This window comes from Colwellia sp. F1 (assembly GCF_056238625.1).
In genome coordinates, this window is sequence record NZ_JBWDLI010000005.1 from 84,095 (window position 1) to 110,831 (window position 26,737).

Annotated in this window: 23 protein-coding genes; 11 read left to right on the plus strand and 12 right to left on the minus strand. The window is 39.2% G+C overall.

What is annotated here, in order from left to right:
* Nucleotides 1-317 precede the first annotated feature (317 nt).
* Nucleotides 318-800: an LEA/WHy family protein gene (locus AC0UA9_RS06145; RefSeq protein ID WP_475658387.1), complete on the plus strand. Its 483-nt coding sequence runs from the start codon at nucleotides 318-320 to the stop codon at nucleotides 798-800.
* A 111-nt stretch (nucleotides 801-911) separates the two neighbouring features.
* Here the strand turns inward: AC0UA9_RS06145 and AC0UA9_RS06150 are convergent, their stop codons facing one another.
* Both AC0UA9_RS06150 and AC0UA9_RS06155 read right to left on the minus strand, forming a co-directional pair.
* Nucleotides 912-2,627, minus strand: a complete 1,716-nt coding sequence (locus tag AC0UA9_RS06150; RefSeq protein WP_475658391.1) for a SulP family inorganic anion transporter — start codon at nucleotides 2,625-2,627, stop codon at nucleotides 912-914.
* Nucleotides 2,628-2,756: 129 nt separating this feature from the next.
* The gene (locus tag AC0UA9_RS06155) at nucleotides 2,757-3,527 is read right to left on the minus strand and encodes a hypothetical protein (RefSeq protein WP_475658393.1); all 771 of its coding nucleotides are present in this window, start codon (nucleotides 3,525-3,527) and stop codon (nucleotides 2,757-2,759) included.
* Between the two features lie 164 nt (nucleotides 3,528-3,691).
* Here AC0UA9_RS06155 and argJ point away from each other — a divergent pair, with 164 nt between their 5' ends.
* The gene (argJ, locus tag AC0UA9_RS06160) at nucleotides 3,692-4,951 is read left to right on the plus strand and encodes a bifunctional glutamate N-acetyltransferase/amino-acid acetyltransferase ArgJ (RefSeq protein ID WP_475658395.1); all 1,260 of its coding nucleotides are present in this window, start codon (nucleotides 3,692-3,694) and stop codon (nucleotides 4,949-4,951) included.
* A gap of 155 nt (nucleotides 4,952-5,106) precedes the next feature.
* Nucleotides 5,107-6,069 carry an adenosylmethionine decarboxylase gene (locus AC0UA9_RS06165; RefSeq protein ID WP_475658398.1) on the plus strand — a complete coding sequence of 321 codons (963 nt, stop codon included), beginning with the start codon at nucleotides 5,107-5,109 and terminating at the stop codon, nucleotides 6,067-6,069.
* Nucleotide 6,070: 1 nt separating this feature from the next.
* On the opposite strand, the gene AC0UA9_RS06170 is transcribed toward AC0UA9_RS06165, so the two are convergent.
* Both AC0UA9_RS06170 and AC0UA9_RS06175 read right to left on the minus strand, forming a co-directional pair.
* Complete coding sequence (locus AC0UA9_RS06170; RefSeq protein WP_475658401.1) at nucleotides 6,071-8,008, minus strand: DNA topoisomerase III; 1,938 nt, start codon at nucleotides 8,006-8,008, stop codon at nucleotides 6,071-6,073.
* 168 nt (nucleotides 8,009-8,176) lie between these two features.
* The gene (locus AC0UA9_RS06175) at nucleotides 8,177-10,072 is read right to left on the minus strand and encodes a beta-ketoacyl synthase (protein ID WP_475658404.1); all 1,896 of its coding nucleotides are present in this window, start codon (nucleotides 10,070-10,072) and stop codon (nucleotides 8,177-8,179) included.
* A gap of 143 nt (nucleotides 10,073-10,215) precedes the next feature.
* Between AC0UA9_RS06175 and AC0UA9_RS06180 the strand changes: the two genes are divergently transcribed.
* The 8 genes from AC0UA9_RS06180 (at nucleotide 10,216) to AC0UA9_RS06215 (ending at nucleotide 17,156) form a co-directional block, all read left to right on the plus strand.
* On the plus strand, nucleotides 10,216-11,244 hold the full coding sequence (locus AC0UA9_RS06180; RefSeq protein ID WP_475658406.1) for a GlxA family transcriptional regulator: 1,029 nt from the start codon (nucleotides 10,216-10,218) through the stop codon (nucleotides 11,242-11,244).
* Between the two features lie 165 nt (nucleotides 11,245-11,409).
* Nucleotides 11,410-12,207 carry an NF038132 family protein gene (locus AC0UA9_RS06185; protein WP_475658408.1) on the plus strand — a complete coding sequence of 266 codons (798 nt, stop codon included), beginning with the start codon at nucleotides 11,410-11,412 and terminating at the stop codon, nucleotides 12,205-12,207.
* Nucleotides 12,208-12,434: 227 nt separating this feature from the next.
* Nucleotides 12,435-13,058: a dUTP diphosphatase gene (locus AC0UA9_RS06190; RefSeq protein WP_475658833.1), complete on the plus strand. Its 624-nt coding sequence runs from the start codon at nucleotides 12,435-12,437 to the stop codon at nucleotides 13,056-13,058.
* Between the two features lie 262 nt (nucleotides 13,059-13,320).
* A complete protein-coding gene (locus AC0UA9_RS06195; RefSeq protein ID WP_475658411.1) occupies nucleotides 13,321-13,971 on the plus strand; it encodes a DUF2726 domain-containing protein in 651 nt (216 codons plus the stop codon).
* A gap of 196 nt (nucleotides 13,972-14,167) precedes the next feature.
* The gene (gene mtnN / locus AC0UA9_RS06200; protein ID WP_475658413.1) at nucleotides 14,168-14,881 is read left to right on the plus strand and encodes a 5'-methylthioadenosine/S-adenosylhomocysteine nucleosidase; all 714 of its coding nucleotides are present in this window, start codon (nucleotides 14,168-14,170) and stop codon (nucleotides 14,879-14,881) included.
* A gap of 104 nt (nucleotides 14,882-14,985) precedes the next feature.
* Nucleotides 14,986-15,966, plus strand: coding sequence for a cobalamin biosynthesis protein (locus tag AC0UA9_RS06205; RefSeq protein WP_475658415.1), 981 nt, complete (start codon nucleotides 14,986-14,988; stop codon nucleotides 15,964-15,966).
* Nucleotides 15,967-16,125: 159 nt separating this feature from the next.
* Nucleotides 16,126-16,530 carry a rhodanese-like domain-containing protein gene (locus AC0UA9_RS06210; RefSeq protein WP_475658417.1) on the plus strand — a complete coding sequence of 135 codons (405 nt, stop codon included), beginning with the start codon at nucleotides 16,126-16,128 and terminating at the stop codon, nucleotides 16,528-16,530.
* Nucleotides 16,530-17,156 carry a trimeric intracellular cation channel family protein gene (locus tag AC0UA9_RS06215; protein WP_475658420.1) on the plus strand — a complete coding sequence of 209 codons (627 nt, stop codon included), beginning with the start codon at nucleotides 16,530-16,532 and terminating at the stop codon, nucleotides 17,154-17,156. The genes AC0UA9_RS06210 and AC0UA9_RS06215 overlap by 1 nt, the downstream gene beginning before the upstream one ends.
* 25 nt (nucleotides 17,157-17,181) lie before the next feature.
* On the opposite strand, the gene AC0UA9_RS06220 is transcribed toward AC0UA9_RS06215, so the two are convergent.
* The 8 genes from AC0UA9_RS06220 to nosR all read right to left on the minus strand — a co-directional run bounded on the left by AC0UA9_RS06220 (nucleotide 17,182) and on the right by nosR (nucleotide 26,485).
* Nucleotides 17,182-17,505 carry a ribonuclease E inhibitor RraB gene (locus tag AC0UA9_RS06220; protein ID WP_475658424.1) on the minus strand — a complete coding sequence of 108 codons (324 nt, stop codon included), beginning with the start codon at nucleotides 17,503-17,505 and terminating at the stop codon, nucleotides 17,182-17,184.
* 169 nt (nucleotides 17,506-17,674) lie between these two features.
* Nucleotides 17,675-18,223 carry a DUF4136 domain-containing protein gene (locus AC0UA9_RS06225; protein ID WP_475658427.1) on the minus strand — a complete coding sequence of 183 codons (549 nt, stop codon included), beginning with the start codon at nucleotides 18,221-18,223 and terminating at the stop codon, nucleotides 17,675-17,677.
* Between the two features lie 122 nt (nucleotides 18,224-18,345).
* Nucleotides 18,346-18,858, minus strand: coding sequence for a nitrous oxide reductase accessory protein NosL (locus AC0UA9_RS06230; protein ID WP_475658430.1), 513 nt, complete (start codon nucleotides 18,856-18,858; stop codon nucleotides 18,346-18,348).
* A 26-nt stretch (nucleotides 18,859-18,884) separates the two neighbouring features.
* On the minus strand, nucleotides 18,885-19,703 hold the full coding sequence (locus AC0UA9_RS06235) for an ABC transporter permease (protein WP_475658434.1): 819 nt from the start codon (nucleotides 19,701-19,703) through the stop codon (nucleotides 18,885-18,887).
* The gene (locus AC0UA9_RS06240) at nucleotides 19,703-20,695 is read right to left on the minus strand and encodes an ABC transporter ATP-binding protein (RefSeq protein WP_475658438.1); all 993 of its coding nucleotides are present in this window, start codon (nucleotides 20,693-20,695) and stop codon (nucleotides 19,703-19,705) included. The genes AC0UA9_RS06235 and AC0UA9_RS06240 overlap by 1 nt, the downstream gene beginning before the upstream one ends.
* Nucleotides 20,692-22,080: a nitrous oxide reductase family maturation protein NosD gene (locus tag AC0UA9_RS06245; protein WP_475658441.1), complete on the minus strand. Its 1,389-nt coding sequence runs from the start codon at nucleotides 22,078-22,080 to the stop codon at nucleotides 20,692-20,694. The genes AC0UA9_RS06240 and AC0UA9_RS06245 overlap by 4 nt, the downstream gene beginning before the upstream one ends.
* A 293-nt stretch (nucleotides 22,081-22,373) precedes the next feature.
* The gene (gene nosZ, locus AC0UA9_RS06250) at nucleotides 22,374-24,260 is read right to left on the minus strand and encodes a TAT-dependent nitrous-oxide reductase (protein WP_475658444.1); all 1,887 of its coding nucleotides are present in this window, start codon (nucleotides 24,258-24,260) and stop codon (nucleotides 22,374-22,376) included.
* A 71-nt stretch (nucleotides 24,261-24,331) separates the two neighbouring features.
* On the minus strand, nucleotides 24,332-26,485 hold the full coding sequence (nosR, locus tag AC0UA9_RS06255) for a transcriptional regulator NosR (protein ID WP_475658835.1): 2,154 nt from the start codon (nucleotides 26,483-26,485) through the stop codon (nucleotides 24,332-24,334).
* Nucleotides 26,486-26,737 lie beyond the last annotated feature (252 nt).

Below are 26,737 nucleotides of genomic sequence, written 5' to 3' on the forward strand. Positions count from 1 at the left end.
TCATAATAAAGCCTCAACAGCAATGTTGAGGCTTTTTTATTTGTCTTAAAACTGATAGTTTATTTTTAAAACTGGCCGCTACTGATTGAATCAGTAACTCAGTGAGGTTGGCAGTTCGACTCCGGCACGACTGCTTGGATGCAGAAACTAGAGCAAAGCACGACACCTGAACCGTTCTGGCTCCTCCCTTTTATCACTAAAGCTAAAATTTATTTATGAAGAGCGTGGTCGATTTCATTGATATACTATCCATAATGCTGTGCTCACAGCTTTACTACATATCAGCCAACTGATTCATTGCTCTGTTAAGGATAAATATGATTATTGCTAGAAAATTAGGCTTCCCCCTTTGGCTTACGTTAACTCTGCTACTTCTGTCTGGCTGTGCAAACTTTCATCTCAACTACGAAGAACCTAGTGTCGCGTTAACTTCTTTTAAGGCCTTGCCCATTAACGGTTTTGAACAAAATTTTGAAGTGGGCTTAACGTTAATCAACCCCAATAATTTTGAATTGCCGCTTAATGGTATCAGCTACCAGCTCAGTGTAGCAGGTGAAAGCTTGGCTCATGGTGTTTTAGCGAATATTCCTACTGTAGGGGCTTACAGTGAGTCACGTTTTGTTTTACCTGTTTCAGCGAGTTTAATTGGGGGAATAAAAGTGATCAAAGCACTCTTTCATAATAAAGAGCGGAATATTAATTACCAACTGACGGCAAAATTAGATATAAATATTCCTCTAGTGCCCAAACTGACGATTATTCAAGAAGGTGTAATCCCCCTTGGCCAGAAGTCTCCATAATAATACCAAATTGTTAAGGTTTGCTGAGGGTGTGGACGCAATTGGCTTGTGCTTCGCCGCAAAACATAGCGGCGAAGTGCTAGTATAACTCCATCTAGCTGTATATATACGTTAATTAGCTTCAGTGTTTAGTTCAGACACTATTTCTGCCGTAACAAGTTGATTCTTTCTAAGGGCTAAATATAAATCTGAGTGAATATAAATTCCCTCATGGCCTGATTTTATATCTGTTTTTTTAAACCAGTCGAGTAGCTGGCGTTTTCTCCCTGCTATTTCTAAGCGTACCTCTCGCTTTCTAAAAATAACGTCTAAATCAGCTAGCATCGCCATAACACTGAGATCTAAGTGAGTGAAGCATGGCACAGCGTCAATAATAACACAGGCGACTCCTTCTTTTTCACGAGCATATTGCTCTAGTAGTCGCCGCTTAAAGTAACTGGCATTAAAATAAGTTAAAGGTGAGTTAAAGCGATAAATAAGAACACCTTTCACTCCTTTTGCTTTATCACTGGTATCTAAGCTTCTCACCACACCGTTAACGTCCACACCGAGTACATTATCGGTTGGCCGCATCACGGTACGGATAAATTGGAACAAGCCTAACAATACCGCTAGGGTAATACCAGGGATAACCCCCACAAAAAGCACGGCAAATAATGTCGCTAAAGTTAAGTAAAATGCTTGTCGGTCTCTAAACCTTAATTTCCATACTGCCTTCAAGTCTAATAGGTGAATTGAGGCTATTATTAATACAACCCCTAATGCCGCGCTTGGGATAAACTCAAGTGGGGCTGTTAAAAAAACAGCAATAATACCAATAATAGCCGCTGCGATAATAGAGACTAACTGTGTTTTACCACCATTAGCATCATTTACTGCGGTACGTGAGTCTGCACCACTTACGGCAAAACCTTGTGATAAGGCAGAAGCGATATTGGCAAAACCTAACGCCATAAATTCTTTATCTGCGTCAATATCATAACCATTTTTCGCTGCAAAACTGCGTGCAGTTAACATCATACTGACAAAGCTGACGATGGCTAAGTTCAGCGCTGGTATAACCAATTCACGAATAATACCAATATTGAAGTCAGGTGTGTGAAATAACGGTAAGCCACCCTCGACAACACCAATCGTTTTGATGTCAAATTGTTCCAAACTTAAAGACCAGACAAGAGCCGCTGTCAAGGCAATTGCTAGCATTGACGCTGGCCAAGTGGGTTTTAGGCGTTTCACCACGAAATAAACAGCAACGGTAAGAAACGCCATTAACATGGTGGGTATATGGGCTTGTGATAAATAAGTGGGTACACCACCTAAACGCTCTATTAGGTGTTTATTGTCGAAAGTAAAGCCAAAAACTTTAGAAAACTGCCCAACAATAATGGTAATTGCCACGCCATTTAATAACCCCATCAAAATTGGTTTAGATAAAAAATCAGCCAATACACCTAGCTTAAATCGACTAGCAATAATACACCAAAAGCCTGTCATCACTGTCATGGTTATTACTAACTGCCAATGCTTAATACTATCGCCAGCAGCTAATGGAGTAACAACGGCCGCAATAACTGCACAGGTGGCAGCGTCAGGACCAACAATTAGCTGCTTAGAGCTACCAAATAGTGCATAAATTATCATCGGTAGTACGCAAGAATATAACCCAACGGCTGCATTTACACCGGTAAGCTGGGCATAAGCAATAGCAACAGGTAAAGCAACTGCCGCAACTGAAAGTGCAGCTTTAGCGTCATCGGCAAACCACTGCCGCTCATAATTGAGCAGGGTATTTAAGCCGGGCATAAAAGCATATAAACGTGATAACACAAGGCATTCCTACCATAGTAAAGTTACTTACAAACCAACAAGATATTGTGGTGGGTATAATTATAGGTCTTTGTGTGAAGTTGGGGTAGTTTTAAATAACGGAACAGATATTAAAAATAATCATAGATTTTAAGCCGAGCCAATTTCTAAATAGCGGTTCAACTTTTCATTGTTTAAGCGCTGCGGCGATATTTTATCTACAATATCAAGAGATTGGTATATTTTAGTAATGCCGACTCTGTCATCAAGCGAAATGTTATCAAAAAACTCGTCATTAATTGTATCTTTAAGTAAGGCGAGAGAGCTGGTTAAAGACAGTTTAAAATTGGGTTCTGTTTTGGCTGCTTCTACATCAGCTAAAATAGTTTTAGCTGTGACTAACATTTCTTTCAGTGCTGTTAATGCTTCACTGCTTTGATCACTGCCTTCTTCGCTGTTATCATTCATATTGCTCGCCTCACCTTCGTCTAAGCGCTTGATAAAGTCATCAATAAAACTCACTAATGTTTGGCTGGGCTGCTCTTTTTCTGTAGGCAGGTTATTGTTAGATAACTCTGCGCCCGTTAAACGGGAAAAGTCTTCCTTTGAGATTAGCCCAAGTTGATAAACACGCTCTTTTAATGCGTCAATATCATTAAAATCTAGCGTGCCTTGACTAAAAAACTCTTGGCTTAATAGGTCAATTTTTTGTGCTCTTGTGCTTAAATATAAATTAGCCTGGTTCACACTAGCGGGGTCTGTTGCTGGTGTTGTTGTTTGTTTATGCTCTGTTATTATTTCATCAACTGCTGAGCTGGTGGATGACTGAGTAGAATTGGCATTTAATAAATGGCTATAAATATTAATGTTATTGATCATGAGTATATTTTGACAAATAATTGACGTATAACTGCTAAGCAATATTTATTCCTTATTGTTAGCTATTGTCTGTTTAAATTAACCTGTCATTTTACTCACTATTATATTGTGTTAAGATTTCTGGCATTTCATCACAACATTACTTTGCATAAAAAACCATAAACGCGTAATATTTATCTACTTTTTTATCTGAATATTCCCTTTTTATGCCTGTAAACTTACCTGAACTCAGTTCTACTTCCCTTGCTTCTATTGAAGGTATTCGCCTAGGTTGGGCCGAATCAAATATAAAACAACCAAACCGCAAAGACTTACTCGTTATTGAAATTGCTAACGGCAGTTCTGTTTCGGGTGTATTTACCCAAAATCGTTTTTGTGCTGCACCAGTGACCTTATGTAAAAAGCATTTAAATGCGGTTAAGAACAATGAAGAAAATAGCATTAAAGCCTTAGTGATTAATACCGGTAATGCTAATGCTGGCACTGGTGAACAGGGGATGGTAGACGCATTAACCACCTGTAAAAGCCTAGCAGAAATAATGGCAATTCCTGTTGAATCTATCTTACCTTTTTCCACAGGCGTTATTTTAGAGCATTTGCCTATGGATAAACTACTGGCCGGCCTACCTTATGCTGTTGCTAACTTATCGCCCAATAACTGGGCTGATGCGGCAACGGCCATTATGACAACCGACATCGCACCTAAAGCTTACACGAACCATGTAGACATTGGCCAAGCAAGGATTCATATTACCGGCATATCTAAAGGCGCAGGGATGATTCACCCCAACATGGCTACCATGCTAGGTTACCTAGCGACTGATGCAAATATTAGTCAGCCGTTGTTAGATGAAATAACCAAAGAAATTGCCGATTTATCATTTAACTGTATTTCTGTTGACGGTGACACCTCTACCAACGATTCTTTTATTATTATTGCGACCGGCAAAAGTGCCGCTACCGCCATTACCAGTCGCACCTGTGAGGGTTTTACTTCGGTATTCAATGCCTTACTTGAAGCTGCACAATATTTAGCGCAGGCAATAGTACGTGATGGTGAGGGCGCGACCAAATTTTTAACCATAACGGTGAAGGGTGCTTTAACTTATGAGGAAGCAAAAACGATCGGGTTTTCTATTGGTAAAAGCCCGCTAGTTAAAACGGCAATGTTTGCCTCTGATCCTAATTTAGGCCGTGTATTAGCGGCAATAGGTTATGCTTCAAGGGAATGTCCATCGTTAGAAAATTTAGACACCACAGCATTAGAGTTATACTTTGGCGATGTTTTAGTGGCTGAAAAAGGTGGGCGTGCCGCCAGTTACCAAGAAGCTGACGGGCAAAAAATAATGGATGAAGCTGAGATTGATATTAGCGTACAATTACATCGCGGCAATGCACAAGCGACTATTTGGACCTGTGATTTTAGCTATGATTACGTAAAAATTAACGCTGAGTATCGAACGTAACTAAGCCATGCTGTTTGCCTGGCCTTATCGCAACATAAAGCCAAGCAGACATTCGGTTGACTGCTATTTTAAATATTGATTAATAAATAAAATTATAAAGTGTCGAAACTTTTTCTGGCAATTGTAATTTTTAGGCCCGTTTTAAGGATTTCCTTGTGTTTTTTGAAGGCTCTGAAAAAAAAGCTGAAGTAGTAGTGAATACCAAAACTATTTCATTACTGAACGATGTCAGTGATACTTTTTGGCAAGAACTTGTGGCATGTTGTAATGCTCAAATATTATCTTCTATTAAAAATGAGCACTGTAAGGCTTTTTTACTTTCTGAGTCTAGCTTATTTGTTTGGGACGATCGTTTTTTAATTTTAACGTGCGGCCTTACCCATTTAGTAAAATCGATTGAATATTTTATTAAACACACTCAACCACAAAACATTGCGCATATCACTTACCAAAGAAAAAATGAGTATTTTTCTAGTGCGCAGTTAAGTTGTTTTGGCGATGATATAAAATTACTTTCAAAATATATCAAGGGTAAAGCTTACCGTTTTGGTGAAATATACGGACACCATAATTATGTTTTTCATCAAGATAACCACTTCAAGGCCAAGCCTGATGACACCACATATGAATTATTAATTTATCAAATAAGCAAGTTTGCCTCTCAAACCTTAACAACCCCAGGGCTAAGTACAGAGGCGATTAGGGAGTTTTTTGGCATTGCTGAGCTATTACCTGGCTTTACCATTGATGATTTTGTTTTTGATCCTTATGGCTATTCATTAAATGCCATAAAAGGTAACGACTACTTCACAATACATGTTACACCGCAAGCTGGTAGTAGCTATGTCAGTTTTGCCTCAAATTTAGACGTTATAAGTTTAGCGCCAACATTAATTAAAGTACTTAAACCCTCTTCTTTTGACTTACTTGCTTTTAATGAACCTAGCTTCGAAGATAAGATCACGTCTAATATACACCACACTTACATCAGCAGTTCGTTGGTCAGTAAAGTGCTAGACAATGGTAATCTCGTTCATTTTGCGAGTTTTATTACCCCTGAAACACAATATTCAGCACCGTTAACGCTAGACATTACTGGATTAAACCATGCGCTTTAACTTATGAGGTACGCGCTGTTTTACGCGCATAAGTTTTTTTGCGAGTAAATTTTCTTTTAGGTTTAAAAGCCACTTTAGGTAAATTTGCAAACGATTGCTGGCTCGCTTCTAAAACCATTTCAGTAATCGTGTTAATAAGTGGTTGCATAAAGCTGTTATAACTGGCGTTTTTTTCTGAAATAGCGGTTAGCGTAGACTCCCACTGTGCGGTCATATCAGGTAAGGTTGCTTTAACAGGCAGTGCATTAATAAGTGCTTTGCCAATATCAGTGGCAACAATTTTTTTCCCTTGTCGCTGTAAAAAGTCACGTTTAAAGAGTAAATCAATAATCCCTGCTCGGGTGGCGTCTGTACCTAAACCATCGGTATCTCGCAATATTTTTTTAATATTTACATCACTAACAAAGCGCGCGATGCCTGTCATAGCACCAAGTAAAGTTGCATCAGTAAAAGACTCTGGTGGCGAGGTTTGTTTTTCTATGAGCTCACCGCGCTGACAATGAAGCACCTGCCCTTTTGTTAAAGCCGGCAAATATGTATCTTTAGACGCTGAAGATTTGTCATTATAAGGAAAAAGTACTTTCCAGCCTTGTTGTTGTTCAACTTTGGCCGTGGTAATAAAAAGTCCACCGGCGATTTTCACTGTTAATTTTGTTTGCTGATAACGATAAACAGGATAAAACTGCGCCAAATATTGTCGTGTAATTAATAGATAAATATTTTTTTCAAATGAATTTAAATTAATATTATTCGGCGATTTTTCTGTTGGAATAATGGCATGGTGAGCCGTTATTTTTTTATCATTCCAGGCGTTACTTTTCATAGTGCTATCGGCATGCTTTGCCTGTTCGCTGCAAGGTAAACTCGAGTTCGCCAAATTGTTAAGAATACCTGCGGCTTGTTTAAATTGCTCTTTAGGTAAATAACGGCAATCTGAGCGCGGGTAGGTAATCAGTTTATGCTTTTCATAAAGCGCCTGACAAACGTCCAGTACTAACTTTGCATTCATTGAAAACTGCTTAGCTGCCGAAATTTGTAAGCTAGATAAATTAAAAGGTAACGGCTGGTTTTGTTGTTTTTGTTCTGTTTTAATCTCTTCTACCGTAGCCGGCTGGTTATTGATTCTGCTAACCACATTTTCAGCTAATGCTTTAACCAACACGCGCCCTTCATCATCACAATATTGCTGGCATGCCTCACTTGGTTGCCATTTCACTGTAAAACAGCCATTGTTACCTTGTGATTCTTTAAGGGCTAAATGCGCGAGAACTTGGTAATACGGCTTAGAAACAAATGCCGCAATTGTTTGCTCACGCCGCACAACTAATCCTAAAACGGGGGTTTGTACACGCCCTACTGACAAAACACTGTTATAACCGTGCTTTTGCCCCTGTAGTGTGTATGCTCTAGTTAAGTTTAAGCCATAAAGCCAATCAGCGCGTGAGCGTGCTAATGCTGAGATTGATAATGGCATAAAATCTTGATTAGCTTTAAGCGCATTAAGTGAACGTTTAACAGCAGGCAAGTTCAAGTCACTAATTAATAAGCGTTTTACTCTTAATTTTTTAGTTTTTGAAACCTTTAAATAATCAATCACTTCATCCACTAGCAATTGCCCTTCTCGGTCTGGATCACCGGCGTGAATAAGATCATCCGCTTGTTTTACTAGCTTACGTAGCGCGGTTAGCTGAGCACGTGTGCGAGCAATAGGCTTTAACTGCCATTGCTGGGGTAGCATAGGTAGTGTTTCCATCGACCACTTTTTAAAGCGCTCATCATAGTCTTCGGGATCAGCTTGCTCTAAAATATGTCCTACGCACCAACTAACAACATCGCCGTTAGCAACTTCTATATGGGTCTTGTGGTTTTTATGAGGCTTAGGAAGTGCTGCGGCAATAGCTCTTCCTAAACTCGGCTTTTCAGCAATGTATAGTTTCAATGATAAGACAGATATAAGCAGGTGATATAACAAATATAGCGCACTAACTGTGTTTATGTACAGCAGTATTTATCACTCACCATTGAGTCTGTTAAATTTACTACTCGTTAGGTTTTATGCCCACACTGCTGCTGTTTATTATGGCGCTAAAGCAGGCTTAGTGAGCGATTACATCATATCTTCAAATGGGTTTTTGTTCGGTAAAGTGATTTTATGCTTAAATTCAGCAAAGGTTAAACTTTCATCACTAATATCCATTAAGTTTTCGTCGAGTAAGCCTTCACCAAATTTATAAATAAGATTAAACTCACCTTGGTTAGCACGTTGACGATAATCATTTTGCGCTTGTTCAACTTGGGTTAGCTTTTGCTGATACTCAGCCATTGCTTTTTCACCATAACGTTTGTGCATCATTGCCATTGTTACTTTTGCCGAAAGCACTACCGCTGTAGCGTTATTGCCACCAAAACCTTTTGAGTTAATAAAAGCCACATCCATGTCACCGCAATGCCAGTGTTCTGTGGCAATGTTTAAGCGATCACTATGTACATCGTCAGCTACTTTATCAATCGTAGTAATACCTGGCATAATATTGTCACTAAAAATACCCAAAGCCATTGCCATTTGGTCGCCACTAGCAGGGCCAATAGTATGACCTACAAAGGCTTTAGGCGCTGCAACAGGCCAATTATTAATAGCAAAGCTTGTTGCGATACGGTCATAAATTAATGACTCAGTAACACGGTTTTGCGGGGTACTTGAACCATGCGCTAGAATAAAACTGCGTTTTTGTAATGACTCTTTACCTAAAATAGTTTGTGCTAACGCCACCGACTTTGCCATGGTAATATAATTACCCGGCCCAGGTGCCGTAATTGATTTTTTATAACCATCTGCATTGACAAAAACATCAGCAACTGACCCCATAACTTTAGCCCCCATCTCAAGGGCAAGGGCATCGTCCATCAACACCACAAACTGTGCAGCTTCACCAATAGTAAAACCACAGTTGTTTCCAAAGGGTCTGCTAGTACGGCGGTGATCTGCCGTGTCACTGTTATCAAGTTTTTTTAATCCTTCCTCGTTGGCTAACGCACTCATATTACCAAAACCTTCTATAACTTCAGGTGTAATAGGCGCTTCAGCACTACCAACAATAGCAACACGTACTCTACCCGCTTGCATATCTTGTACTGCAGTACGTAAATTATAAAGAAACGTTGCACAAGCCCCTGATGATGAGAAAGTAGTACCAACATTGCCGGTAACATAAGCATTAATAAAGTCTGTCGACATGGTATTTAGCCCTAAAGCTAACTGTTTGGTGCTTACCCTTGAGCCAGACAAACGGCTTTTTAATAACCCCCCTAAGCCTTCTTGTTGCATTTGCCCTACAACCGAGGCTGAATAGGTGCCGATTTGATCTGGGCTAATTTTATTTAAGATAGCATCCCACTCAATACCCGTAGAACGAATAGCGTCTGTGGCCGCAAAAATAGTCGCTTGTAATCCGCGTGGTTGATACCGACTATTGTAGAGTATGCTGGGATCAAAACCTGTTGGCATTTGCCCTGCTGCTTTAATAGGGTTATCACGGTAGGCATCATGTGCAATAACTAACTCATCTGGTATTTCAACCCGCACCTTCTTTCCTCCAATGTCTGTCACTATCCATGTAGGCGGAACGGGTTGAGGCAACTCTTTAGCGCGCAATTCAAACGTAATATTGTTATCAGTCGTTTGTATATGCATTTTTTGGTGCCAATGCGTTGCATCAACATCAAAGTGATTTTTTTCTATTTTCCTAATTAAGGTACCTTCAAGGATTTGTTGGCCAAACTTAGCTTCTATTTCATTTGCCGCAACCACATTGCCTTGTTGATCAAGTAATTGGCCATTTTGATACGACACTAGCTTCATTAAGCTAGCTAAGCCCATAAATGTTTCTTCGCGTGCCTGTGCACTAATTTTATCAATAACAATACGACGGAAGCCTTGGTGAAAAGATGTACGGCCGGCGGCGTTAATGCCGCCCATGCCAATAACTACAGGTAATAATGTCATGTAAATAACCTTTGTAACGTCACGATAAATAATTTGCTTAATGAAGCTAGTTTATAGTTAAGAAGCTCAAAGTAATACGTTAAAAAAGCCAAATAATATGCCATAATGGCCAAATATTTATATATTGGTACCTTGGTAGGCTAATGAACAAAAATAATGGCGTAAACGCTAAAAATTTGAGTGTTGGGTTGGTTGTTTATCAGCATGTTTTAGCCACTGGCTTAACCTTGCCGTTAGAAATGCTTCTCGCCGGTGAGGCTTTTGCTCGGCGATATAACAAATCAAGTACCAAGCTAATTACCCAGTTTGTTAGCCAAGAAAATAAAGCGGTGACTTCGCGTGCAGGTATACAATTAATTCCTGACATTGCCTTAAATAATTTAGCGACTGATAAAGATTATGTGCCTGACATTATTCTAGTCCCCAGCTTATGGCGCAACCCTAGGCCTGTTTTAAAACAGCATAAAAAATTAATTACTTGGCTTAAGTATTGTTGGCAACAAGGGTCAACCCTGCTTGGCGTAGGTACTGGTGTTTGCTTTTTGGCAGAGTCTGGCTTACTGGATGAACATAGTGCAACAACACATTGGCACTATGTTGCACAATTCAAACGCGATTACCCCAAAGTAGACATTAAACCTGATTTTTTTATAACACAATCTGAACGCATTTATTGTGCAGCTAGCTTAAATGCATTGGCTGATATTATTGTGCATATTATTGGCCAAACTTATGGCCGTGCTGCGGCACAAAATGTTGAGCGTAATTTTTCCCATGAAATTAGAAAACCCTATGAAGAACAACGCTATTTAGAAGGTGCTGTTGACCGTCATGCCGATGAATTAATTGCACAAATACAATTTTGGTTACGTACCAACTTAAATAGTGAGCTTAGTTTAGCTGCACTGGCTGAACAGTTTGGTTTAAGCCAACGTTCATTTAGTCGCCGTTTTAAAATAGCCACAGGTATTCGTGCGACACAATATTGGCAGCAATTGCGTATAGAAGCCGCTAAAGACTTACTGGCATCCACTAACTTGTCAATACAAGAAATATCTGACCATGTGGGCTATCAAGATCAAGGCCATTTAACCCGTTTGTTCAAGCAGAATTTATTATTAACACCCAAAGATTATCGCGCAATGGTAAGAAAAAAATTATTCAGCCAATAAGCGCAATAAACGGAGATAAATAGTCAGTTTTTTTTACACATCTTAAACAAACGTAGAATGAAAAACCATAAGCCATTGTTAATTAATTAAAAACAAAAAGTGGTACAACCTGTGCAGCCTGGTTTGACCAGTAAGAGATAAAATTAACAAGAGAGAAGTTTAAAGATGTTAAATAAAATAAAATATATTATGACTGCCGTGATACCTGTTGTTGTTTCACTTAACACCTCAGCCGCATTAATAACTAACACATTTGATAATGGAATACCAAGCAATTGGAATTGCGCAGGAAATTGTGGTGTAAGCTCCGCTGATGGAGTGGTTACAACATCCCCAACAGGCAATACAAATTATGGTTGGGTTTCTACTGATGATGCCGTTACAGGTGTAGGTTTAGGGGGATTATTGGGCGCTAATGGCTCTGTGCTACAATCTGCTGCTTTTACTGCTAACGCGGGTGACGATTTAGAGTTTTACTTTAACTATGTAACTTCTGACGGTGCTACTTTTTCTGATTATAGTTGGGCACGTTTATTAGATAGCTCTTTTACACAAATCGCCATGCTATTTACTGCACGAACAAACATTATTAATGACATAGTAACAGGTAATGGTCTGCCTGCAACGGAAGCAACACTTACACCGAGTACAGTTGCAGTAGCTGCTGGTGCACCTGAGTGGACCCCTCTTGGCAATAACTCAGGTGCATGTTATGCGTCAGGTTGTGGCTATACCGGCTGGATTCAATCAAATTATTCAATTTTAGATACTGGTAATTATTACCTTGAGTTTGGCGTTACAAATTGGGTCGATACCCTTTTCGATTCAGGCTTAGCTTTTGATGGGATTACTGTAGCTGGTACCTCTATTGACAAGCCTACCAGTGTACCAGAGCCAACAAGTGCCATTTTATTTGCGTTAGCTTTACTGGGCTTAACCTGGGTAAAACGCAGACATGCTTAATCTGCTTTAGTAGCAAATAACTTAAATAGTTTTAAGTCAACACAATAAAATAATGCTAATTTACCTTGGTAAATTAGCATTATTTCTTTTATCAAAAGTAAAATATCTGTACATTAACTCGAGACTCAGTATTATACCAAGTCGATAAAATTGGTATTAGCTACAGCAAAATTACCCCAGACTTACAACAATCAGAGAACAAAATGAGCGAACAATTATCTACAGCTTTGTCAGTAGCACAAAAGCAAATTAGTCAAATGTTAACTATGCAAGATGCAATGAACTCAAGAGTGAGTGAAACATGGCGTAGCAACGGTTATGAGTGGTATCGTGCTATTTGGGTTGAGTGTGCCGAAATGCTAGACCACCACGGTTGGAAGTGGTGGAAACATCAAGAAATTGATATTGCTCAAGTTCAACTTGAATTAGTAGACATATTTCATTTTGGTTTAAGTTTACGCTTAATGGCCAACTCTAATGTTGAAAAAATTTCAGCTAAACTTGCGAAAGAACTGCATCAAGGCACTGGCGAAGATGACTTTAAAATTGCCTTAGAAAGTTTAGCTTCTGCCGCGGTTACCGACAAAGTTTTTAATGCTAAAGCGTTAGCTGACTGCATGTCATTAATGAACATGGATTTAGATGAATTATTTCGTCAATATGTTGGCAAAAATACCTTAAACTTCTTCCGCCAAGATCATGGCTATAAAGAAGGCAGCTATATTAAGGTTTGGCATGGTGAAGAAGACAACGAGGTATTGGCTAATCTAGTTAATACACTTGATGTTAGTGCCGATGACTTTCAGCAACAATTATATACGGCTTTAGAAGAAAAATACCCTAACGCATAATCCACCATGGCAACTTTTATTGCAACTTACAGCGTAGCCACTGAGTCATTGAAGACAGGATAGCGCCAAATTAATAACCAAGAGCGACAAAAACCTTTTGGTTATTAAAGTTTTACCGATCAACTTCACCTAAAAGACGACTTATACAATAAAAACCTCCCGCTGCAACTTTCTGGCGCACATTTTGCTTATTCAATATTAAGAACCACTTTACTCATATCAGTGAGCAAAGTGTCAATTATTTGAATTGTCGGAGATATTTATGGAACTTATTTTATTTGCGTTAATTAGCTTAGTTGTTATCGTTGCGGTATTAGCAAGCCGTTTAAATGACAACAGTTTTCCCTTCCCTTTTGACAGTAAAGCGAGTGTATTTACCGCAGCAGAAAAAAACTTTCAAAATTTATTAGAACAAGCAATGGGGCCAAAATACCGCATACTTAACCGAGTAAAGCTTTCTGACATTGTTACCATACGAAATGGCATATCTGATAAAGCAAGCCAGAAAGCTGCTACCAATGCGCAAGGTAAGTATTTAGACTTTGTTATTTGTGAACGTAGCACGATGAAATTATTAGGCACTGTAGATTTAGTCGATACACAAGGGCGTGGTTACAAAATTAAAAAAGATTGGTTTGTTAGCGGCGCTTTAGAAGCGGCTTCAATCCCGCATTTACGCATCAAGGTAAAAGCAAATTACACCCTAGATGAAATTCGCACTTGCATCAATTCTCGCTTGTTAGGAAACAAAGCAGCTACACCTAAAATTAAAGGCGTAAATATACCCGCGCCTATGTTAAAAGCGCGTTCAAAAAACACAGGCGCTTTGAGTCCAACTGCCGCTCAAGCAGAATTAGCAGCACAAATGCCAGGGCGATTGCCAGAACGAAATGTCGCCGCATTGCCTCATTAATTTAACTCAGCTTTAATGATTAAACCATAATTTAACAGGCATTTAAGCCAGCAAATTAATTATTTGCTGGCTTCTTACATTAAACCAATTAAAAACAAGTGATAGCGCTATCTAGCCAATGGTAACAATATAGAGTGACTTTTTTTTATAAGGCAAGTTATAATCTTAGGTAAATTTATCCGTTAAAGAGAACTGCATGAAAGCAGGTATTATTGGCGCAATGGAGCCAGAAGTTGCCATTTTAAAAGAGAAATTAACAAATTGTGAAACTAGTACTCATGCAGGTTTTGTCTTCTATCAAGGACAACTTGACCATAACGAGGTCGTTATTGTGCAATCGGGTATTGGTAAAGTGGCGGCAGCACTAGCTACAGCAATACTCATTGATCGGTTTCAGCCAGACTATATCGTCAATACTGGCTCTGCTGGCGGCTTTGACGCCACACTTAAAGTAGGTGATATTGTCGTAAGCTCTGAAGTGCGCTACCACGACGTTGATGTGACGGCATTTGGTTACGAAATAGGACAATTACCTGCAAACCCACCGGCTTATACACCTCATCAAGCCTTAGTTGATGCTGCACAAGCAGGGATTGAGCAGCTTGATGGTATTCAGGCCATGGTTGGTTTAATCACCACAGGTGACACCTTTATGACAAAAGACGATGACATTGCGAAAGCGCGAGCTAACTTTCCTACTATGGTGGCTGTTGAAATGGAAGGCGCAGCCATTGCCCATACTTGTCATCAGTTTACTGTCCCTTTTGTTATTATTCGCTCACTCTCAGATATTGCAGGCAAAGAGTCGCCGACCTCTTTTGAGGAGTATTTAGACACTGCCTCGATTAACTCATCAACATTGGTGATAAACATGCTCAACGCACTGAAAGGTAAAACGCTTGCACTTTAAGTTTATGCTTGATAAAAAAGTCATATCTGATAAAAAATCATGCCTGATTAGAGTCATGCTTGATAAACAGCGCTTTTATCTTCAATAACATAAGTGATTAAACAATGACTGAATTGAGTGCGCTTTCAGCTTTTAGTTACCAACTACTAACATTGCTTGCTGTGATCTTAACAAAAGCGCTTGTTAGCCATTTTGTTGCGCATGAGCCATTGCGCTTTTTTCAGTTTTATTGTCATCAACTCAGCGCTAAAGTCAACAAACCACAAAACGCTGACAAACAACAAACTATTGCCGGCTTAGTGGCGATTATTATTACTCTAGCCCCCCTGATTATCATTTTATGGATGTTTGAGTCTTTTATTGAAATAGACGTCTTATGGCAAGGGCTTTTACTGTATGTTGCACTCGGTGCTTTTGGCGTGACAAACGCCAGTAATGACATAGCACATGCCTTAAACGCCAAACAAAAAACACTAGCCAAGCAAACTCTAACGCCTTGGGTGCTGCGAGAAACAGCGCCATTATCAAATTTAGGAATTAGTAAATCTTGCATTGAAATGCAACTGCTACGCACCTTACAACAGGGCTATGTTGTTGCTTTTATTTTTATGACTCTAGGGCCGTTAATGGCACTAAGCTACCGACTGCTCTTAGAAATGCACTATTGCTGGAATATTAAACTAGTAACGCACCGACATTTTGGTTTTTATAGCAATTACTTGGTTAACCTTATTACCTGGTTCCCTGTTAGGGTATTTTCTTTATTATTATTATTGACAAGTTTAGGAAAAAACTTTGCGTTGTATTGGCATTTAAGTAAGCAATACTTTTTTCGTCTTAACAATAATTTGGCGCTATTATTATTAGCATTGAATTTAAGCATTAGACTTGGGGGTGTTGCCTTATACCATGACAACAATAACCAAGAAAAATTACGTCGAATTAATTTTAATGATTTAGCAAGGCAACCTCAGGCAAACGATATTATTAATGCGAGCAGAAAGGTTAACAGCATTATTTACTTAAGTTTACTTTTAATGGTTTTACTCGCTATTGTCATTGAGTTGCTTGCTGCCAATAGTTAACTAACCTACTTATCCCTCTTTTGGCTATTATCCCCCCAAGCCGAACACTTAATTTGTACAGTATAACAAGCACAACTTCAGCAATACTGAAGAACAACATAGTACATTAGTGGTAACTAATATATACTACCAATACCCTACTAATATTAAGGAATAACCATGTGTAAAATGATTAAAGTTTTTGTATTAGCGCTGAGCCTTTTCACCGCTGCTGTATTAGCCAGTGATGTTCCTGAAATTTCGCAACAAGGTTTGCTTGAAGCCTTAAAAGCCCCCAATAATATTGTATTACTAGATGTTCGCACAGCTAAAGAATATAACGAAGGCCATGTTGCTGGTGCTATTAATATTAGCCATAACGCTATTAAAGATAACCTTGCTTTATTAGAACAATATAAAAGCAGTAAAATTGTAGTTTATTGTCGCTCTGGTCGCCGAGCTGACTTTGCCGAAAGTATATTAACTGAAAATGGCTTTACCAACTTACATCATTTATCCGGTGATATGAATGGTTGGCTTGAAGCCGAACTACCTGTTGTTACTGTGGACTCTCCGCATAACTGATGAGTGAACTTTTCTACTATTTAGATATGTTTGGCGTGATTGTATTTGCGCTGTCTGGTGCATTAATGGCCGGCAGGTACAGGCTAGATCCTTTTGGTGTTGTGGTGTTGGCTTGCGTTACGGCTGTTGGTGGCGGTACCATCCGTGATACTATTTTACAGGTTCCTGTTTTTTGGGTGGTTGAGCCGTCTTATCTTTATGTTATTTTAGCGACCGTAATCTTTACCATTACTATTATTCGCCGGCCAAGACGTATTCCTAAGCGTTTTTTGCTGGTTGCTGATGCTCTAGGCTTGGCTGTGTTTGCTGCCTTAGGAACACAAAAATCAATGGCCCTAGGCGCACCAGTACCAGTGGCTATTGTAATGGGGACTATTACTGGGGTTGCTGGCGGTATGATTCGAGATGTCTTGTGTAATGTTATTCCGATGATTTTAAGCAAAGAAATATATGCCTTTGCTGCCATGCTAGGCGGTAGTTTATATGTTATTTTTCATGCACTAGGTTGGCCGGAAGATGAAGTTATTATGATAGCTATTTCGGGCGCTTTAGTAATGAGGTTAGCAGCCATTTATTGGCAAGTTTCCTTACCTGCTTTTGAAATTATTAATAAAGCAGATAAGTAACTTAATTGTTAACTATTGACTGATGCTATGCTTCTATACCCCAACCATCGGTATAACCAGAAAATTTACTCACGAGCTGGTCAAAGTCAGTTTCTTGTTTAATAATGGCGTCATAACTTGGCACCATTTGTATGGTGCAGTCCACATCCCATACATTTGGTGTTTCATCAGGGTGTACCTTAATGCTAACCGCGTCTATATTTTCTTTCAGGTATTTAGCCATGGCGCGCGCTTGTGCTTCTTGTTCAAATAAATGAAAAAACACCACATCATGCATTGCACTTAGATCTATACCTGCTTGCTGCATCTCTGCTAATACTTGACCTGTTTCGTCATTGGGGAAATTCATAGTGTTACTCTGTCTTTTTACATTTTAAGTGTAGGCATGGGTGAGTGCGATATTATAGACAGGCAACCGCAAGTTGAATAGCTTTTTAAACACTTTGTTAAACCAGTTAAGCGCATTCTTTTAGGCATAGCTATTTTTAAAAACCTGCTTTGGCACTTATTTGCCGTGGCTACAAACTCACTGGGTATTGTGCCAACATCGCTGAGATGGCTTTTTTTATCTTGTCGTTAGTCTCCACGCTGTTTTCTCTCGGTTGTAACCCCAAAGCATAAACACTACGCCAAACAGAGCGATTTTGTTTCGGATCAACCAAGTCTAGGATTAAACTACCACGATGAATTTCGCCGTATTGTTGCGCTGTTTGCCATGTTGTTGCTTGCAAGCAAGGGAGACAAAAACGGACAATTTTATTGTAGTTAATATAATCTTTTCGACTACCGCTAACAACGTGATAGGTCACGATAATGTCGGCTTCCTCTAAGCTTTGGTAACTAAAATTCCGCTTAGCCATGACTTGTTCAATGGTAATTTCAATGGTGTTACGACTAATATCTGACAAGTTTTGCGCTTCACTAAAAGCGGAGTTTCTGCCATGCAGGCTATAGCTTTTCACCAATGAAAAATCAAAACTATTATGGTAGACAACACCGGCTTTCTTCACGCTAGTGCAAGCAATAAGGAAGGTAAAAAAAATGGTTACAATGGCTGTTTTGAGCATGCTAAATAAAATGCTGTTTAATAAAGAACTTGCCTTAGCCTAGCAAGTTCTTGCCTAACTATAAAGAATATAAGCTACTGCTTTATCTAAACGCTTGCTAAATTAACTAGCTACCTTAGCAACTAGTGTAAAACCTCAAGGGTAATCTGGTTAAAGCTGATAACCTGGCCACCAAATTCGCTCGCAAACGCTTTGGCATCGCTCTGTTGACTAAAGCTGGCTAACGTTTGCCCCATGGCGCCGGTTTTCTCAGAGCCTGCAACATACCAAGCTGCTTTTGCATCAATAAAGTGCTTGTCATCGATACTGTCACTACCCCAAGGCATTTTACTCATGTCGTGCACTAAAATTTGAGCAACATTGCGTTTATTTTCTGGGTCTAAGTAGTAACTAAACATGTCACGGGTTGAACAAAACTTAAAAACTTTTTCGCCCAATTCTTTTCTAAAAACTTCACCTTTAGGGCCATCGAAACGGGTTATTAACATGCCACATAAGTGGCATTCATCACCAGACTCTATCGCCACGGCTTGATGTAATATTTGTTTTTGTGCTGTGTTGTCGCTGCAAGATATTATCGACGTAGCGAAGAAGGCAAACGCGGTCATGAGCGTGAATAGTTTGTACGTTTTCATGGTGAATGTTCTCATTAAATTAAAAATTACAGTTTCTTTTTCTTAAAAATAAAGATAGCCAACGTTAATGGCAATACAATCCAGGCAATTAAAGCAGCAAACAACTGTGTTTGCGATAAGCTTGCGTTAATGGCCACAGATAATGCGCCATTTACCTCACTGCTGTCTAAGCCAGCTAAGTTAACAAGACGAAAGATATCCGTTGGGTTTAGCATCATTAATTGTGTTAACCCTTGCTGAGTTACACCTTCTTCAACCCCTACAAGTAAGGCAAGTAAGGCAAGATCAAACGCTAGCGCAAATAAAAACCATGTTATTAAAGCAAAACCTGCTGCTTTTGACTTTTCACTCACGCTTAGGCTAATCAAATACGCGATAGCGGTAAAGCTTAAGCCCAATAAAATTGCACTAATAATAAATAAACCAAAGGCTTGAATAATATCTAAACCACCCAGCTTCATGTATAAAACCACAGCTGAGGCACCAAAACCAAGTAAGGTGGCAAGAGCAATTATACCCCCTTGGCCAATAAATTTACCTAACAACAATTGACTTTTACTTAACGGATAAGTCAGTAATAACAATAAAGTGCCGCTTTCTTGCTCGCCGACAAAACTGTCGTAACTTAATAACAGCGCAATTAACGGAATAAGAAAAACGGCCAAGCTTGCTAAACTGGCCACGGTAGTTGATAACGAAGTAACACCAACCGCACCTGATGCTGCAGCACCAAAATAAGTTAACCCAATAGAAAGCAGAGCAAAAATAAGGGTGATAGACACTAGCCAACGGTTACGTAATCCGTCTTGAAATTCTTTATTCGCAACAGTCAATACTTGCTTCATTACCCCTGCCCCCCCGGCGTTTGTTCATTTGGCATATACGCCTGTTTTGACAAGTTTTTGGCTAAGTTGTCATGTTTTGCTAAAAAATGCTGATAAACTTGCTCTAAATTTGCTGATTCAACGTGAATATCGTCAAGACCGTCAATAGTTAACAACTGTTTTAAAACCGCTATTTTTTCCTGCTCTGGCACCATGAGTGTGTTGGCACAATCAGTTTTTATAAAATGCTGTAGTGTTAAATCTTGTGCAACGGCGCTATTTAAGTCTGCTGTTTTAAAAGAAATGGGTTTAATGGCTACAGGTAAAGCAGCTTTTTGTCGCAATTGAGCTAAAGTACCTACAGCTAAAAGCTTACCAGCCGATAAAATCATCGCTCGGTCTATATGCTGTTCAACACCGGGTAAAACATGAGAACATAAAATAACACTAGAGCCGTTTGATTTAAGCTGGTCAACGGTGCTATAAAAGTCTCGTGTGGCGATAGGGTCAAGGCCAACAGTTGGTTCATCCAGAAGTAATAATTTAGGCTCACCAATAAATGCTTGTGCTAAGCCAAGGCGTTGGCGCATACCTTTTGAATATGTTTTTACTTGGCGATTCATCGCATGAGTAATGCCAACTTGCTCGAGTAAGTCAGTGGCTTTTTTACGACTATTAGCGCCAGAAAACCCTTTTAATTTAACAAAATACGTAAGCACTTCCAAACCGGTTAATTGTTCATAAAAACTCACGTTTTCAGGTAAATAGCCCACCTTAGTGCGACAATGCCAAGCCTCTTTTGAATCAGGCGCTACTCCCATAACAGATACGCTGCCATGGCTTGGAGAAATCACCCCAAGAATCAGCTTCATCATAGTAGTTTTTCCCGCACCATTGTGACCAAACAAGCCTAAAACCTCACCTTCGTTCAGTGACATATTCATCGCATTTAACGCCGTTAATTTACCATAAGTTTTTCCTGCTTCAACTAACGAAACCAGTGGAGTGTTCATAATTTTTCTTCCTGCAATGTCGCTATGTTAGAATCATTCACGCGTGATGTTGACTGATCGGTTGTATGACTTTGAATAGAGTGAGGGGTCATTAATGGATAACTGTCTTTCACACCGGGCGGTTTTAATACAGGAAATTGCTTCTGTACCCAACGTAAAATTAAAATGGCTGGGCTGTCCATAATCATTTTCATTTCAGGGTATTGCCATACGAGCTTATCAATGCCGTCATTAGGCTCAAAAATGGCATCACCTATACCGTCGTTATTCATATCCCAACCTAAATAGTTGCTCCAGTAATTACCGCGGCCATCTTTGCTCCACTCTTGTTTTTTATTTGACACATATTTCACTTGCGTTGGGTTGTTAATGAAATTATTGCCATATATTTTAATGTTGGCTGAGCCTGCAGTTAAATGAATACCTATTTCAGCGGTATCAATCGTATTATTTTCTACAGTATTATAACCAGAGTTATATACAAACAAGCCTTTACCATCGCGTCCTAACACTTTGTTTTCTGGCTTAGTCCAAACATTGTTAATATAGTTATTGCTAAAAGTAGACTCCGTAATAAAGTTTAATAAAAAGCCGTAATCTTCGCTGTTGGTTGTTTTATTGCCGGTAATGGTTAACCGTCTTGAACTCATCAGGGCATAACCTGCCCTAGTGCTATCAGCGGTGTTGTTTTTGACCGTATTATCATAAGAGTACATATAATGAATACCATAGCGTAAGTCATGTATGGTATTAGCTTCTATCACATTGTTTTGACTAGAAATAACATAAATACCATCGCGTGCTTCCCACACTTCATTATTAAAAACATGGCTATGAGTGACATTCGCAACTTGAATACCATTGCCTCTGTCAGCAGAGCGTAATGCTAGGCTGCCCTTAACTTTGTTATTAGAGATTATTGATTTAGTAACATGGTTAAACCAAATACCAAAACCAGGGCCTGACAATTCATTATTATTAATAACTAAGTTGCTCACCCTTTCGTTCGCAATTTTTTCATTAGAGTAAATGCCCGAGTTTTGCTCGGTGAGATCATCTCCCCAATTGATAATGCTGAGGTTTTCAATGGTTATTAATGAGTTTTTAAGTACTAGGGCATGTCCTTTGCCCTGTGCGTCAATAATGCTCTTATGTTCTGTGCTGTTAGCCGTGCCATTGCCACGCAGGGTTATTTGCTTAGTTATCACAAAGTTGCCAAGGTATTTGCCTGCCTGCAAGGTAATAATATCGCCATCTTTACTCGCATCGAGCACCTGCTGTAAATCATCAGTAACGGCTACTGAATATTCTTGACAGTATGCATATTGGCTATAACTAAACATTAACAGGAGTAGCAACAAGGGTAATGATTGCTTTTGTTTCATCACTTTATTGGTGTCTTTTTTGATAAGCTTTGGCGTCAGTGTTTTTTATAAGCTTCTTCATAAGCAACAAGGACATTTCATCACTTAGTTTAAACAGAGGGGTAGCATAACATTTTATCTGAATTTGTCTGTTGATCTTAAATAAATAACTTAAGGAAACAGCAATAAAGACATAAGTATACCCCTAAAAAAAATCTCAATACCCTTAAGTATTGAGATTTTTTAACCGTTTATGAATTATTATTCACAAACAGAACAGGCCTGCACCCGCCACTGTACTCGGTCGCTTTGCCTTAAGCTTCAACCAACATACGGCCACGCATTTCCATGTGTAGTGCATGACAGAACCAGTTACAGTAATACCACTGCACACCTGGTTTGTCTGCGATAAAGGTTATAGAAGATGTTTGTTGCGGGCTAATTTCCATTTGTACACCATGGTTAGTCATACAAAAACCATGCGTAACATCTTCTACTTGGTCAAGGTTAGTAACAACAACAGTGACTTCATCACCTAACTTCACCTTAAACTCATTTAAACCATAATTAGGCGCTACTGACGTCATATAAACAGTTACTTTATTTTTATCTTTACGAATAACTTTATTGTCAGTCATTAAGTTCACACCATCAGCCTTTGCGGTAGCAACGGTTGTCGCAAACATAGGGTCGTTACGATCCCAAACCTTTTTGGTTTTAATTTTGCTACGGTGTACCATAATACAGTCATGTGGTTCAGCATATGTTGGTCCGTCATGAACAAGTTTCATTTCATCGCCAGAAATATCAAATAATTGATCGTTTTCTGGTTTAAGTGGTCCAGTAGGTAAGAATCTGTCTTTAGAGAATTTACATAATACTACTAACCATTTTCCGTCTGCGTCACGTGACTCACCTTGCGACGTATGGTTATGCCCAGGCTGATAATGCACATCTATTTTTTCTCGGATATAATTAACTTTCTCACCATTATGCGCCTTGATAGCATCTTCAACATTCCATTTTGCCACTTGGCTGTCTAAGAAGAGCGTTGTAAAGGCATTACCACGGCCATCAAAAGCAGTGTGTAATGGCCCTAAACCTAGCTCTGGCTCAGCAACAATAGCGTCGCGAGGCTTAATTTTATCAGCAAATAGAGCATCAAGTTTTTCAATAGCAATAATTGAAACCGTTGGTGATAACTTACCATTGGCCACAAAGTATTTACCATCGGGTGAAGTATTTAGTCCATGTGGAGATTTAGGTACTGGAATATAACGCGTTAAATCCGAGCCTTTACGGCCATCAAGTACTGGCACATTATTACCATTATACGTTTTAAATTTACCGGCTTTTAATGCTGCTTCACAAGCCGCTAAACTAAAGACAACAACATGATCGCGCTCTGAAGAGATCATTTCACCTAAGTTCATCCCCATTTCTGAGTTATAACACGTTGAGGCAAAGTATTTTCCATCAAAGTCAGCATCAGTGTTATCTAGGTTACCATCAACCATCACTTGAAAAGCCATTTCCATAGTTTCTGCATCAATAACATTATATAAAGAGCGGTAAGTGCTAACATCTTCTAACGATGCTTTACCATCGTTATTCATGGGAATTTCAAATTCACCATTACAGACAACATATTTAGTGTATGGCACTCTTTGTACACGTAAACCATGAATTGCTTGTGTGTTAGGTACGTGCAAAATTTTATCTGTTTTCATCACATCACAACGGATACGTGCAACACGAGTATTGGCTTTGTCATTAATAAAAACATACTTACCATCGTAATGACCATCGGTCATCGACATATGTGGATGGTGACAGTCACCTGTTAAATAATTGCTATTTAATACTTCTTTTGACTCATTAGTTAAGCCATAACCGGTCGCATTATCAAGGTTAAATACTGGAATGCGCATTAATTCACGCATTGATGGAATACCCAAAATACGCACTTCACCTGAGTGACCACCTGACCAAAAACCATAATATTCGTCTAATTCGCCCGGTGCTACATGGGCTGAATTAGCAGCTTCTTTTGCTTTTGCGTTTGCCATAGAAGTAAACATGGCCGCTGTCATTGGGGCAGCAGCAACACCTGCACCAATAAGTGCTGTTTTGCCAAAAAACTTACGACGTTCAACGCTGTCTAATGCAACTGCATCATTTTTGTTATCTTCATTATTCATTGTTTATCTCCAGTATGCTTATTTTTAAAATTAACCTTTACCCGCTTTGTACTTCATGTGTTAAATAAACTTTATTTCACTTCTACAACATCAATTGCTTTTTCTTTATACTTCGCTTTTTTATACGCTATTTTTTTAAGTGGTGGACACTTCTCTTCATTAAAATACGTTACCTGACAATCGAGACAGTAATGACATTCACGCATGTTAATAACACCATCAGGATTTATCGCTTGAATTTCACACTCAGTCGCACAAATTTTACATGGTTGGCCACATTCAGGACGACGGCGTAACCAGCTGAATAAACGAACATTATTGCTGGTTGATAAGGCTGCACCTAATGGGCATAGATAACGACAAAAGAATTTACGATTAAATATATTAATAATGAGCAGTATTGAAGCATATAAAATAAACGGCCATTCTCGGTCAAACTTCAATAAGAATGTGGTTTTAAAAGGTTCCACTTCGGCAAATTGTTCCGCAAGGGCTAAAGACTCAAGCGACAAGCCGAACAAAGCGAGTAAAATAAGGTATTTAATTGCCCACAAACGTTCATGCACAGCCCATGGCAATTCAAATTGAGGAATTTTGATATAGCGGGCAAAGACATTCATTAACTCTTGTAAAGCACCAAACGGACATAACCACCCACAGTAAACCGCACGCCCCCATAAAATCATGGTAACGGCTGCCGCGCCCCATAAAATAAAGATAATTGGGTCAAGTAGGAATAAGTCCCATGAAAAGTCAGACATAAAAGCTTGCAGGAAAGTAAAGACATTAACGACGGATAATTGCCCTCCCCATGACCAACCTATAAACACTACTGTGACAATTAAAAACAGATGGCGAAAGTTATGCATAAAGGTGGGGTGGCGCACCAGAATATCCTGAAAAAACAAAGCGAGCACCACTATCACCAGTAAAATAATTAAAATAATGACTTCGGTATTTTTCTCTTGCCACACTTCTTCTGTTAACGACAACTCTGGCGTTGGCATAATCAATGGCGGGCGATCAATATACTTGTCTAGTGTATGGTAGTCGGCTTTAAAGCTAGTAAATATACTGTCTAAAGGCCCCGTTTGGCGACGAACTAATAACTCTAGTTGCCAATCTGACGCAGGGTTGAACGCATGCTCTTCTCGTACAATGAAAATTGATTTTTCTGCAAATTCTGGTACCCCTTCTGCCATAAGGTCAGAAAGGCGTGTGTGATCTAAATCTCTAAAAGCAAAGGCATTATTCCCTTGCAATATTTGGATACGATCAAATATTCCGCCGCGCACATAACCAGAGCCTTTATACGAGTACCCATTCCCCATTAAGACAACCGCATGTTCGTTTTCTTTCAAACTAGACATTAAGTAGTTATATTCAGTGTCACCTAATAGGTTACGACCAACGGTTGGAATATCTACTTGTGCAAAGTAAACCTCAGAAAACATATCTTGTTTTTGCTCTGCGGTTGCGACCTCAACATGTTCAGCTTCAGTGCCAATAAAGGCTTCGTCTACTGTTTTTCTATTCAGATAAAGCTTTCTAATAGAACCATCACCAATAAGCGTGTTCCAGCTTGCCTGTTCAAATACATCTGGATATATGGTGCCCATTGGTTGAATAGGCTCTTTATTGGAACGAATAATATCTAACGAAGTGGCTGCCAATTTTGCCGCTCTCACAATAGCGACATTCATTACCATAACAGTAACGGTAGCACCAGAAAGACCATCAATGTTCACCACGCCTTCGGTTTTATTACCACCAACTTTTAAGCGGTCATTCACCTTTAAGCCAGGGTATTGTTCAGTAAAGTCATGCAGCTTACTTTCTGGGATACCCGCGAGTATTATCGGCTCGTGGTGTTCAAGCACTTTCGCAGCTAAATACACGCCTTCAGTGTCTATCGCCACAAGCATGTTAACGGGCTCACCTGAGTAGGCAGGTATTCTTGCTAAGTCATTGGTTTCAAACGCATAGCCAAGTATAATTTCATTATTGTCTTCGCTTTCACCATAAATAGTCCACAGCAGCGGGCCTCCTTCTATGACAGCACTTTTGTCAGAAATTTTGGTCTGCGCTGAGAAAATCTCTTTAATTAATGGCATGGGATCTTTAGGTGGGCTAACAAATAAAGCCTGCGCTGGCAGCGAAAGACAGAGTAAAACCGCTAACGCTTTAGCTGGGGTTGACACAAAACTGGCAAGTGTTTTCAACATAGATAAAAACATAAGTAATCGACTTCTGGCGAAGAAAATAGCAGTGATAAATAACTCACTGCGACAATATGTCACAGTCTACGCTGCCAAAATTGTTGCCGTTATGATGTAGATCAAAATTTTAAATAATAGTCAAATATCTTTTGCTGAAAAATTATAAACCTATCGCTTATTTTATGCACAATATATTATGCTTGAATATTGCAATAACTTCCCTCATAGTGGTCTGACTTGCTCTATTTATAAGGGATA